Annotated in this window: 10 protein-coding genes; 6 read left to right on the top strand and 4 right to left on the bottom strand. The window is 36.0% G+C overall.

Annotated features, from left to right (window positions below; translation table 11 throughout):
• Positions 1 to 255: 255 nt before the first annotated feature.
• Together treP and C2I06_RS14750 are read right to left on the bottom strand one after the other, a co-directional pair.
• Entirely contained in the window at positions 256 to 1656 is a 1401-nt protein-coding gene (gene treP / locus C2I06_RS14745; RefSeq protein WP_095329816.1) for a PTS system trehalose-specific EIIBC component, read from the bottom strand.
• A gap of 985 nt (positions 1657 to 2641) precedes the next feature.
• Complete coding sequence (locus C2I06_RS14750) at positions 2642 to 5302, bottom strand: YhgE/Pip domain-containing protein (protein WP_164463709.1); 2661 nt, start codon at positions 5300 to 5302, stop codon at positions 2642 to 2644.
• A gap of 462 nt (positions 5303 to 5764) precedes the next feature.
• Here C2I06_RS14750 and C2I06_RS14755 point away from each other — a divergent pair, with 462 nt between their 5' ends.
• The 3 genes from C2I06_RS14755 (at position 5765) to C2I06_RS14760 (ending at position 7730) form a co-directional block, all read left to right on the top strand.
• Complete coding sequence (locus C2I06_RS14755) at positions 5765 to 6028, top strand: SunI/YnzG family protein (protein ID WP_095329809.1); 264 nt, start codon at positions 5765 to 5767, stop codon at positions 6026 to 6028.
• 75 nt (positions 6029 to 6103) lie between these two features.
• Entirely contained in the window at positions 6104 to 6262 is a 159-nt protein-coding gene (locus C2I06_RS25075) for a hypothetical protein (RefSeq protein ID WP_163188334.1), read from the top strand.
• Between the two features lie 442 nt (positions 6263 to 6704).
• Positions 6705 to 7730 carry a CdaR family transcriptional regulator gene (locus tag C2I06_RS14760; RefSeq protein ID WP_095329808.1) on the top strand — a complete coding sequence of 342 codons (1026 nt, stop codon included), beginning with the start codon at positions 6705 to 6707 and terminating at the stop codon, positions 7728 to 7730.
• Between the two features lie 57 nt (positions 7731 to 7787).
• Here the strand turns inward: C2I06_RS14760 and C2I06_RS14765 are convergent, their stop codons facing one another.
• Positions 7788 to 8924, bottom strand: a complete 1137-nt coding sequence (locus C2I06_RS14765; protein WP_123258317.1) for a glycerate kinase family protein — start codon at positions 8922 to 8924, stop codon at positions 7788 to 7790.
• Between the two features lie 15 nt (positions 8925 to 8939).
• On the bottom strand, positions 8940 to 10241 hold the full coding sequence (locus tag C2I06_RS14770) for a GntP family permease (protein WP_095329806.1): 1302 nt from the start codon (positions 10239 to 10241) through the stop codon (positions 8940 to 8942).
• 653 nt (positions 10242 to 10894) lie between these two features.
• Here C2I06_RS14770 and C2I06_RS14775 point away from each other — a divergent pair.
• The 3 genes from C2I06_RS14775 to C2I06_RS14785 all read left to right on the top strand — a co-directional run bounded on the left by C2I06_RS14775 (position 10895) and on the right by C2I06_RS14785 (position 13431).
• Positions 10895 to 11215, top strand: coding sequence for a Na-translocating system protein MpsC family protein (locus C2I06_RS14775; protein WP_047944423.1), 321 nt, complete (start codon positions 10895 to 10897; stop codon positions 11213 to 11215).
• Positions 11216 to 11419: 204 nt separating this feature from the next.
• Positions 11420 to 12466 (top strand): ABC transporter substrate-binding protein, encoded by a 1047-nt coding sequence (locus C2I06_RS14780; protein ID WP_095329815.1) that lies wholly within the window; start codon positions 11420 to 11422, stop codon positions 12464 to 12466.
• A 17-nt stretch (positions 12467 to 12483) separates the two neighbouring features.
• Entirely contained in the window at positions 12484 to 13431 is a 948-nt protein-coding gene (locus tag C2I06_RS14785) for a nucleoside hydrolase (protein ID WP_095329805.1), read from the top strand.
• The last annotated feature ends 2 nt before the right edge of the window (positions 13432 to 13433 follow it).

The following is a 13433-nucleotide window of genomic DNA, read 5'->3' on the forward strand; positions in this document are numbered from 1 at the left end:
AACGATACTCACAAACTATTAAATACCAAAAACAGCAGAAGAGACAATTCAAGATAAATAGGATTGTTCTATGCGAATTATATGACTTTCAGGATCATATTGTAAGTCGCATATTAATGTATTCTTCACCATATAAGATAAAAAGAAGCATAGATTTCTTTTCACTTTCTTAATCATTTATGTAGGTATGTTTAAATAAAAACAGAAGATATCAATATGAATCATTGATACCTTCTGTTATAAATACTCTACTATTTATTGCGCCTTGCGCACTTTTCCAAATAATATTGTTAAAAGGAATGGGACGATTATGACAATGGCCATTCCAATGAAGAATGCTCCCCAATTATTAGGGAAAATGGACAGGAATCCTGGCAAGCCGCCTACTCCTATTGAAGGTGCTTTTACTGCTTGGATAGAAATAAAGGCACCAGCTATAGCAGATCCAATAATGGCCGAAATAAAGGCAAAGCGGAAGCGCAGATTAACACCAAACAACGCTGGCTCCGTAACACCAAGATACGCGGAGATAGCTGAAGTTACTGACAAACTCTTTAATTTTTCATCTTTTAATATAAACAACATGGCAAGTGCTGCTGACCCTTGAGCAATATTGGATAAAGCAACCATCGGCCATAAAAATGTTCCGCCAGTGCTTCCGATCAACTGCAAATCTACTGCTAAGAATGTATGATGCATACCAGTAATAACAAGCGGTGCATATAATCCGCCGTATATTAATCCACCTAAAATTGGCGCAAAATCAAAAATTGCTACAACGCCATCTGTAATTAAGTTGCCAATAAAAAATGTGATGGGACCGATTGCAATAAATGATACAAAACCAGTTACAAGTAAAGCAATAGGTGCTACGAATAACATTTGAAAAGAATCTGGAATTCTGTTTCTTAAGAAAATTTCTAATTTAGCTAAAACATAAGAAGCAAGCAGGACTGGTAAAACCTGACCTTGATAGCCAACCTTTTCTACTTCTAAACCAAAAATGTTCCATGTCGGAATTTCTTTTGCACTTCCATATCCCCATGCATTCAATAAATCAGGATGAACGAGCATTAATCCAAGCACAATCCCTAATAAAGGACTGCCGCCAAATCGAGTCATTGCAGACCAGCCGATTAAACCGGGTAAAAAAGTAAACGCTGTATTAGCTATTAAATTGATAATACTAGCAAAGTCTGCCCATTGTGGATATGCTTGAACCACCGATTGCTCAAAAAAGATACCTTCACCTGTTAGGACATTATTGATTCCCATTAGTAAACCAGCTGTTACAATTGCAGGCAAAATCGGAATAAATATATCAGCTAACATTTTTACAGCACGCTGTAATGGATTTAAATTTTGTTCTGAGGCTTTTTTGACATCATCTTTCGACCCTTCGGATGCACCCGTTTGATTGATTAATTCTTTATAAACCTTCTCCACCGTACCTGGACCAATTACAACTTGAAATTGTCCATTTGCCGAAAACGACCCTTTCACTAAATCTATTGATTCAAGCTTCTCTTTATCTACTTTTCCTTCATCTGCTAATGCAAATCGCAATCTTGTCACACAATGCGTTGCAGCAGAAATATTCTCTTTGCCGCCAATCGCGTCAATTATATTACTAACCTGCTGTTTATCTATGCTCATTTCTTACGTCCTCCCATTCTATGATGAAGATGAATTCTATTCCAAAACTAATAAAACGTTTGCAAATATTTGTCGAATCTTGTATATACATGTTATAAAACTAATGATATAGATGTATATACAAGTTGTCAATGAAAAAGTAATGCGTTTACAATGATATTTTTTTCCATTTGTCTCTGAAATATAAATCCTATTAGTAGTTATAAAACAAGTAAAATCGTATTGTATTTAATGATGATATTAAATCCTGCCAACCTTCCGTAGCTGAAGGGAGAAGATATTTATTCTTTTCTATAATATTTTAAGGATGTTTCTAATAGTTTGAGTTTGGAAAGCAAATACTTACAATGAAGCCATTAGCAATCAGCTGTTTACGTCATAGGAGTAGTAAAATATAGGAGAAATTACTGGAAAGATGCTTCCCAGTATGGCAAAGATAAGAGAATTCTAGCCGAAATGGGGTTTTATCAGTCAAAATCTGTTGGGTTTTCAGCCAATCTTCTTTTTTATCAGCTAAAACTGAGGGCTTTTCAGCCATACTTCTTTTTTATCAGCCAAAGCTAGGGGCTTTTCAGCCAATCTTCTTTTTTATCAGCCAAAGTTAGGGACATATCAGCCAATCTTCTTTTTTATCAGCCAAAGTTAGGGGCTTTTCAGCCAAACTTCTTTTTTATCAGCCAAAACTGGGGGCTTTTCAGCCAATCTTCTTTTTTATCAGCCAAAACTGGGGGCTTTTCAGCCAATCTTCTTTTTTTTCAGCCAATCTCACTGGCTTTTCAGCTAAAGTCGAATTTTTTCAGCCAACATCAGTTTCCCTTGAAGCCTTACATAATTAACGTAAACACCTAATAAAGCTGATACCTTTCTTCTTTTACCCTTTTAGGCACTACATTATTCTTAAAATAAAAGCAAAAAAGACTGTTCTATATGTAGAAGCAGTCCTTCGCTTTCCATTATGGGAGATTCCTTGCCCATGTAGTTACTATTAATGTATAATCTCGCTTGCTTTTGCCTTTTCTGTCATTTTTCTTGTTCCATTTGCCAATGGCTTTTTTAAAAATAGAGCAATAATCAAAGCAATTACACTAAAGATGATAAGCATGCTGATTGAAAATAATACTTTTTCCTTTACCATCCCGCCTACGGTTTCTCTTAATAGGTTGATTGCATGTGTAAATGGTAGGTAGGGATTAATTTTTTGGAAAAAAGGTGGTGCAACTTGAATAGGAAAAGTTCCTCCAGAACCAGATAGCTGCAATACAAGAAAAATAATCGCTAATCCCTTACCTAAGTTGCCAAAAACAGAAACCAATGTATAAACAATTGTCATAAATACTAAGCTGATAAACATGCTGAACAATACGAATGCAACTGGCTCAGCTACATATGCCTTTAAGATAAACATATCTCCCAGTGTCACAATTAAGCTCTGGCATAATCCAATTGTGACAAAGGTTAGCCATCTGCCAAAGTAAATTTGGTTCGGTGTGTAAATTCCTTCAGGATCTCGAACATCCACGCGTAATAAAGAAATGAGCAGCAAGGCACCAACCCATAAACTCAAGGTTGTATAAAAAGGCGAATTCGCTGATCCATAATTAGGAATAGGAAATAACGAATTTTCATTTAATACAATCGGATCAGATATAAAGTCACTTTCTTGTTGTATATCATTTTTCAACAAGGAAATAATTTCTCCTAAATCATACTCATCTTCAAAATTCCGGATAGAATCTGCCGTTTTAGTCAAGGTCGCTTCTAAATTTGGCAATTCATTTTGTACCATATCTGCCGCTTTATGAACAGCCTCTTCCACTCTAGGTAAATCTGTTTTAATAAATGCAGCTACTTTAGAAATATCTTTTTCAGCTGCCGGAAGATCATTACGAACAAAGCTTGCTGCTGCATGAATCTTCTCTTTTAGACTTGGAAAAGATTTTTGATAAAATTCTGCAGCATCATTAATCCTTGCTAGAACTTTATCCATATTTTTCTGGATAAGATTTGTTGTTTCATGAATCTTCTTTTCTATTGTAGGTAGGTCAGAATGAAGCTTTGTTAATTCTTCTTGCGCAAAGGCAAGTGACTCATCCGTATTTTTTAATATCTCTTCTAGCTTTGGTATATTCGCTTGTGCACTTTCCAAATCATTCATTGCATTTTGAGCCGAATCCTTTATCCCCTCTAAAGCACGATGAATAGCTGGCTCTGTTTGCTTGTCATAGCGATTCACTAGAGTAGTACTAAGCTCGATTGCCTCTTGCGACAACGCCAATAAACTGGATGCTTTTTCTTTATCCTCTGCCTGTATCGTTTGTAGCAGCTCTTTTTCTTGCTGAAAATTGGTTTGTAATGCCTGTAAGTTTTTAATTTCAGACAAAAGAGCCTCATCCCCATTTGGAGTTGCACTATTAAGAGTAGTAAATAATGCAATAGAACGTGTTAAACTATCGATACTAGTTTGCACTTGTGCTTGCAAAGCTACTGCATTTGTCTTTGTTTCCTCTTCAGTTAGATTACCATTTTGAACTAATCCAGCAAATTGATGAACAGCATCAGCCGTTTTTTGATGGAGAAGAAGATTTTGTTTATAAACTGGTCCCACCGCATCGAGCGCTTCCCCATTTGCATCGATAAACGCCGGCAGTGTATCTGCTAATTGCTTCCCGTTATTTATCCCTTGTTGGATTTTCTCTAATGAACCACTTGCTGTTTCCAGAAATGACTGCATGTCTTCTACATTTGATAATGCTTTTGTTACCATTTCACTAATGTCAGCAAAATGAGCATCTAGCTCTATCACGCCATCTGCTAGCTTTTGAATCTCTGGCGCCTTTTCCTGTAATACCAGAATGCCTTCTCCAACCTTATCTAGTTCCGGAAGCTTTTCTTCTAATAACAGAATATTTTTACTTGCTTCATTAATATCTGGAAAAGCTGCTTCTAATGTTAAGATTTTTTGGGCTTGTTTATTGATTTCAGGCAATTTACCTTCCAGTGTTACTACTTTTTCTCCTAATTCATTTATTTTCGGAACTTCTTTTTCTAATGCGAAAATTTTCTCTTCTATATTTCTAATCGTCGGTAATTCTTCTTCCAGCTTAATTCCAGCATCATTAAATACACCCAATACGGATTCACTTACCGTATGAATAAAGTTTTCTTTTACTTGCTGCACAATCGTCGAGGCACCAGTAGAAGTCATCTTTGGTGCGATTGCGTTTAACTTTTCATTTACGCTATAATCAATTTCTGGCTTTACTTGTTTGTCCTCTAAAATGGTTGCAATCTTGGCAGAAAAATCATGAGGTATGTACAAGCTTGCATAATACTCTCCTTTTGTAACACCCTCCTTCGCTTTTTCTTTACTTACAAATTCCCAGCCAAGCTTATCATTTTTCTTTAAGCTTGAAATAATTTCATCGCCAATATTGACGGAGGAATCGCGAATAACTGCTCCATCATCTTCACTTGTTACTGCTATTTTTATCCCACTCGTATTCGAATATGGATCCCACGAAGCAGCCAAATTAAACCACGCATATAAAGATGGCAGCACCATTAAAGCCACAATGAGAAGTGCAGCAATAGGCGCCTTAAATATACGAATCCAATCATTTCGGTAAATAGTAAAAACATTCTTCAAAAAAATCACCCTTCGTTAGTTTATGAAGCCGGATAGAAAAGCATTCAGAGGAAAGATTTATTTAATCTTAAACAAAAGCTTCCTTCTGCAATCCCTATCATCTTAATAACGGCAGTCACCTAAAATCCATCCTCTTTTTTCTTAGTATATATTGGAAAAATCTAATATTTCTCTATGATACCACTTCAAGTGATACAACAAAACATTATGGATAAAGGAATTCATACAAAGTCCAAGTAATCAATACAAAACAATCTTCTAAGTAGAAACACTGTAGTACCATTGAATTTTGATTTCTATTCCACCATTTCCGTTTCTCTTTCATGTTCCCACCAAGTTATAAAGCCAATAAAACTTTGTGTTAAGACCCGTCAGTATGTTCATACTCTTTTAAAGAGTTACTTTATCACATGAAACTTTTGTCCATCATCTTCGTAAAATATTAAAAGGAGTGATTGGGCAATGTTGGAAGTCAAAGTAACAAAAAATGATAACAAGTTACAAATAAAATGGCAGCTATGCACCATTGAAATCCCTTTATCAGATATAACAGCAGTAGCAAATGATGAAACCTATGCTGGGAAAGAAATAACCGGAATAAGAATTGGTTTCCCTTATGGAAACACTGACAGGGTCCTTATACATACCAAAACAGATCATTATATTATTTTTACAAGTAGCGGAAATTTGAAGGACAAGATTACGGATTTAATTAAGGAAGAATAAAATTCTTTATCGCCACGATATTGGCTGACTTGTATTTTTGGATAAAAGCCGTTTACTTGAGGTTAAGAGAAACTATTGATTAAAATATACTACCAGTTTTCGAAGTTAATATTACCTTTCTTAAAAATCTTAACCGTACAAGCGGGAGACTTAGTTTTCATCGTTGATGATAGCTGTGGGAGGATACTCCTTGATAAAAAAGATGGCAAGCTAGGCTGGGTATCAACAGCATGATTATAACTCAGAGGGACGGTTTTTTTCCGCTTTCCTTTTTTAGTATGTGCTACCAACAATCTTTTAAGGAAAGAGGAGATTTTCTTATTTGAACGCGCTATCATTTAATGGTATAGTTTATTTTATTAATAAGACTATACAATAAATATTAAGGATTGAATCTAACTATGCTTGTGATTAACGAACTTCCTATTGAGGTAACCAAGATTTATCCGTCAAGTAGCTTTAAAGGGCTGGAAATTTTATTCCGCATAGAAAATCATGATTATCACTTAGAGTACTAAATTGCTTTGCTGTTCTCTCTCTACTTTTAATTTCCATTAAATGAAGTGCTTTCGACCGTTCCTTTACAATATAAAGGCTCAAACGTCTAATTCTCATATGTAACTATACAATAGCAAGTATTTTTCTTTCTTTATTAAAAGGTGGTGAGCCCATTAAAATGTATGAATTAACACCCAAACAGGCACAAAAAATTGTAAATAAAATGATGAAGGATATTCCATATAATATTAATATTATGGATAAAACCGGCATTATCATTGGCAGTGGCAATAAAGAAAGAATCGGCACGCTCCACCATGGTGCAGTTGCTGCCATCAAACAAAAAAGAATCGTTCCTATTGAAAAGGATGAAGAATTCGTCAAGAAAGGAATTAATCTGCCTATTGAATGGAATGAGTCTATATTAGGAGTAGTTGGTATTAGCGGCGAGATAAAGGAAACCAGTCCTTTCGGAAAACTAGTTAAATCAACCGTTCTGCTATTAATCGAACAGAGTATTGCTTCGGAAAAAGAAAATAGGAGAAAGAATGTAAAACAGGAATTTTTCAACTTATTAATAGATCCAAATACTATTTATACAAAAGATTTAATAGACCAAGCATCATCCTATAATGTTCAGTTAAATAAACCAAGCCAACTAGTCTATATAGAATTTCAGAAAAACGTTGATGAGACTATAGTAAAAGATTTCCCTTTCTTTCAGCCCTATCAAAATACACTATGTGTGGTTGTTCAAGAGCCAAACAACATGGAAGAGCTGCGAGATAATCTAGCTAAATATCAAGATATCTTTGTTTCCGTCAGCAAAATAAATGATAAAATTGCTGAAGGTTTTCTTCAGACAAAATTGGCATTAAAAGTATTAAAAGGATTGTTTCTTCATCAGAAAATCATTTTTTATGCTGATTGTGAGTTTATTGCTGACTTATCATATTCTTTGCAAAAAATAAAAAAAACAGCGCTTCAATCAGACTTGTTGGAAACAAATGATGAACTTATCAAGACACTCCAAGCTTACCTTAACTGTAATATGAATATGAATGAAACAGCCAGCCAGCTGATTGTGCATAGAAATACATTAAATTATCGATTAAATCGAATTTATAAAATTACAGGGAAAGATCCTAAAAATATATTGGATCTTTTAGAACTAATCTTTATGTTAATTAGTCGTATCAAATGAAGAAGCTGCTCCTAAGTCAAAGGAACAGCTTCCACAAAAAACATGACATCAGCAAGGCTATTTTAATAGTCTCGCAATACTTTCTGCCGTTCTTGCAACATTTTCTTTTCCTTGAGCCAGCAAAGTGTCAATCGAATCTGCTCCAGGGACAATCCCAAAAATAGCATCGAAACCTTCTTCGTACAAAACTTCCACATCCTGACCAATACACCCTGCCAGTGCGATTACTTTAATGTCACGGTTCACACTTTTAGCCGCTTGTGAAACTCCATATGGGGCTTTGCCAAACTTTGTTTGAAAATCAATGCCGCCTTCTCCTGTAAAACAATAATCTACTGCTTTTAACTTTTCCTTTAAATTGGTATATTCAATTACGATATCTATTCCTTTCTTCATCGTTGAATGAGTGAAAGCAAGTAAACCTGCCCCAAGGCCACCTGCAGCGCCTGCACCAGGTGTATCTACTATATCGATTCTAAGATACTCTTTCACCTTGTTAGCGTAGTGACGTAGGTTTCTATCTAAAATTTGGACCATCTCTGGAGTAGCACCCTTTTGGGGACCAAAGACAACCGATGCTCCATTTTCTCCACACAATGGGTTTGTGACATCCGATGCCACCAATATATGCACATTTTTCAACTGTGGGTTAACATGAGAACAATCAATTGTATTAAGTTCATTTAAATAACCGCCGCCAAACAACAATTCATTTCCATCTTTATCTAAAAATTTATAGCCAAGCGCAGCGGCCATACCCGTTCCGCCATCATTTGTTGCGCTCCCGCCAATCCCCAATATAATATCTGTAATGCCTTGCTCTATACATTCCCTTATTAATTCCCCTGTTCCAAAAGTTGTGGTAATAAGGGGATTTTTTGTTTCTTTGTTAACATGATGGATTCCGCTTGCAGATGCCATTTCAATGACAGCAGTCTTACCGTCTCCTAAAATACCATACTGTGCTAAAACTGGTGTATGAAGGGGTCCTGTAACTTCCTTTATAACTAGTGTACCGCCTGTAGCGTCTACTAGTGATTGAACCGTCCCCTCTCCGCCATCTGCCATTGGAACATGGATACATTCTGCATCAGGGATTGCTCTTTTTATCCCTGCTTCCATAGCAACACATACTTCTTTTGCTGTCATACTTTCTTTAAATGAATCAGGAGCTAATAAAAATGTTTTCCCCATTGCTTCCACCTCTTTTTATAAAATAAATCCGTATAGGATAATTGCTACAATAGTCATGGTTAAGCCAACAATACTTTCATAACCTGCCACTTTCATTCTGTCTGCCATACTCATATTCATAGCGTTGCGAGTAACATGAAAATAAGTTCCATGTGGTAAGTGGTCAATCACCGTAGCGCCAGTATGTGTCATCACTGCTGCAGCTATAGGTGCTACGCCAGTATTCAAGATTGCTTCTGAGAATGAACCAGTTGCCAAAATAACCCCTGTTGAAGTAGATGCTGTAGCGGCTGCCATTAAAGTTCCTGCAATTGGAGCAAGGAATGTGCCAGAAATGCCAGATGATTCTACTAAGGCAACTACTTGTGAAGGCAAGTCTGAAGCAGTAATCAATCCACCAATAGCACCTGCACCAATAATAATTAAAATGGTTGGTGTCATTCTATTTAAGCCAGCTGTACAATAATCCAGCAGCTTTTCTTTTTTCCCTAACGCCAGCGTACCGACAACTGCCGCAAAAGGCAAAATAAACAAGGAGTCAATGTTCAATTTTGTAAGTACATCTATTCCAAGCAATGCTCCTATTGGACTAATCATCAATAGAACAATAGCAATAATTGGTGTTATTAAAGCTTTAGATAAAGACGGCAGATTGGAGGTGTTTGCATTTTCAAGTTCTTCTGCCTCCTTATCTGTCACTTTCGTTCCTTTATACTTAATTAGCGATGCAAGGACTACTGTGACAATTACACCAAAAATAGCTGGAATTAGTCCCCCTATCATTACCTGATTAACATGAAGCTCAAATCCGCCTGCAGCAGCAATTGTATTAGGATTTGGAGATATAATATTTCCTGCTTTTCCTCCTCCGGATAAAGCGACTAAGACGGCAATCTTAGAATAACCCATTTTGTTTGCCACAGACAGAGCAATTGGTGCAACAATTAATACCGCTACGGGAATGAATACTCCTACTGCTGTAATAATCATCGTTGCTAATGCTAAAGATAACATCGCCTTTGTCCCACCGAGTTTATCAACAATAAACTTGGCAATTGTTTCTGCTGCCCCAGATTCCATCATGACACCAGCAAAAACCCCTGCAGCAATAATACGGATAACTGTTCCTTGAACACTTTGTGTCCCTGACACTAAAATCGTAATTGTCTCTGAAAAATTAGCACCACCAATAAATGCTCCAACAATCGCCCCCAAAATAAGGGAATAAGTTGGGGCTAACTTAAACAAAATTAAAATGATTGCCAGCGCCAAACCACATAAAGCTCCAATCCAACTAATTTCTAACCCAGCTGCCATAAATAATCCTCCTAATCTATTAATCTTGACAATAACGGTCTATTACATTCGAATCTCTCCAAAAATCATCCTTTGTTCTGCCCTTGTTTGGTAATATTACTAAAATTGGTGTATACCCCTTATAAACCAATTGCAAATAGAACCGTTTGAATACGGTTTCATTTTATTGTATTGTAAGCCCTTTAACAATTGATAAACCAACCAAATTTCCTTGTTCATTTGCACAAAAACTAAGTTAAAAATATATAAACAGTTTCTTTATCACCCTTATAAAAAGAAGAATTTTCTTCATGCAACATTACAATCTATCATGACTACTCGCTCGCTTACACTAAAATAATGTCAAAAAATCTTCCCTCCTACTAGAAAAATAAAAGAGAATATACTAAAGTTAGGAATATATAAAATTTTATCAATATTAAAATCATTCTTCCTTTAAGCGGTTCCTGCTATGATGCTCTATAGAGAAACTGAAGAACACATTTCATAAACCTCTCCATAGTTCGTTTTTTACCATATTATTTCCTCTACAAACGACAAATTTATATTTTTTTTGCCAAAATCCGCACATTCTATTGAATTATTTAAAAATGATATGTATAATAACCAATATCAATAAGTTTGGCAGGTGATTTATCATCGATGCAAATGAAATGAAAAGATTTCTATCTCAGGTATACAATAAGATTTCAAAAGATTTGTTTGGTGCTGGAACGACATTATTGAAGGTAACGATTGATCAGAATGTGATTACACTTCAAGCGAAGCATCCACGTGCCCCTCGATCTGCTGCTCTCGAAGGAGAAGTACCGAGCCTTAAACAAGAGGTTGACTTTCATCTGTCCTTACTTTTTAAGAAAAAGCTAAAAGAACAACTAGAAGAAACGACAAATTGGAATATTGAAGCGATTCTTAGGGATTATGATTCTTTCACACAGCTTGCTTTTACAAACATTGTATTAACTAAACATTAATCTTGGATTTCTTCTTGGATTTATCTAAGCAGAACGCCACTATATACAAAAGATAAGTTTAATCTTTGTTTACAAAGAAAAGACAATCTTAAGTAGAAGGATAATTCTATTTAAGCTTGTCTTTTTTTATTATTTATAGCTTACGAGAAAGATCGTTTCCTAAAGCCTAAAAAACTAAATCATTCGGAGGGTTCTAAAATGAAAATGAAAAAATTAGTTAGTGCAGTAGCCGCATCATCCTTTTTATTATTAGCAGCATGCAGTTCCGATGACACATCAAACAGTAAAGAAAAAAAAGAAAAGCTAGTTGTTTCCACTTGGGGTTTTAATGAAGATTTCTTCCGCAGTGAAATTTATGCCCCATTCGAAAAAGAGAACAATGTAGAAATCGTTTTAGATACAGGTAATAACGCAGACCGCTTAAACAAAGTGAGACAAGGAAATTCAGATGTTGACGTCATCTTTTTATCCGACTATTACGCCCAGCAAGGAATTGAAGATAAAGTTTTCGAAACGATTGATCGCAGCAAGCTGACTAATCTAGACAATATTTATGAAACGGCAAAAGCTCCACTTGGTGAAGAGTATGGACCTGCCTACACTATAGCGCAATTTGGAATTGCTTATAATCCAGATGAAGTAGCAAAACCCGTTACTTCTTGGAAAGACCTATGGAGTGCAGATTTAAAGGGAAAAATTACAATCCCGAGCATTACCTCTACAACAGGCCCAATGATGGTAGACGTGGCTTCTTTAGTTAGCGGTGAACAAACTTTTAGCGAAGATAAAGCCTTTAAACAATTAAAATCCTTAATGCCAAGCGTTGTAAAAGAATATGGTCAAACTTCTGAATATGTAAATATGTTTGCTCAAGGAGAAATTGCCGCTGGGCCAATCATGGAAATGTACTTTGCTGATTTAAAAGAAGCAGTTCCTAATGCTGAATTTATTACACCTGCTGAAGGTGGATATGCCGTTATGAATACAGTAAACATCGTAAAAGGTTCAGACCAAAAAGAACTATCAGAAAAATTCATCAACTATATTTTAGGAAAAGAAGCACAAGAAAAATCAGCTAAAAATAAAGTAGATTCACCAGTTAATACGCAAGTCAAATTAACAGAAGAAGAAGCACAAGGGTTAACATATGGCGAAAAGGTAATCACTAGCTTGCACACATTAGATATGAAATTTATCAACGATAACTTAAAGGGCTGGATTGATCGCTGGAACCGCGAGCTAGTTCAATAATAGAAAAGAGGGTCATCATGAAAGAGAAGCTGATATTAGATGTAGACACTGGCATTGATGATGCAATTGGTATTCTACTAGCCGTGAAAAGCAAAGCATTTGATATTCTAGGGATTACAACTGTTAATGGCAATGTCTCCCTGGACCAAGCAACAACAAACACATGCAAAATACTAGATTTAGTAAAAGCAGATCATATTCCAGTAATAAAAGGAGCTGCCACCCCCCTCGTACGGGCACCATTCTTCGAACATCGCATACATGGAGAAGATGGTTTAGGCGGAGCACTAAAGGAGACAGCTGTCACTCATCCAGTGAGTGATGGCTTCGCTCCCGACTTTTTAATCAATTCCATTTTAAGCTTTTCGGGCGAAGTAACATTAGTGTTTACTGGCCCCTTAACCAATTTAGCCTTAGCCGTGAAAAAATGTCCGCAAATTACGAATCATGTGAAAGAAGTTATTTTTATGGGTGGGGTTGTAAAAGGTCCAGGTAATGTAACGCCAACTGCTGAATTTAACAGCTATGTCGATCCCGAAGCAGTAAAAATCGTCTTACATGCAGGCTTTCCTGCTATCACGCAAGTCGGATTAGATGTAACAAGAAAAGCATTATTAACGAAAGATCATCTTCATTTAATAACGGATAAATCTTTACAAGATTATATTGCTCAAAGTACAAATGACTATCAACAAAAATATTTTAACCGGTACGGAGTCCATGCTTGCGCTATGCATGACCCACTCGCTGTAGGAATTGCCCTCAATAAAGGCCTAGTACAAACAGAAAAGTATTTTGTCGATGTTGAAACAAGAAGTGAATTATGTGATGGTCAGCTCGTCTGTGATTTTCAAAATCGTCTACAAAGAGAAGCAAATTTACATATTTCCTTACAAGTAGATGCTGATGCCTTCTTCCAGATGTTTATTGACATTTTGAATGGTCACTTTGAGGAAAGGGAGTGACG

The sequence above is a fragment of the Niallia circulans genome (genome assembly GCF_003726095.1).
GTDB lineage: Bacteria > Bacillota > Bacilli > Bacillales > Cytobacillaceae > Niallia > Niallia circulans_A.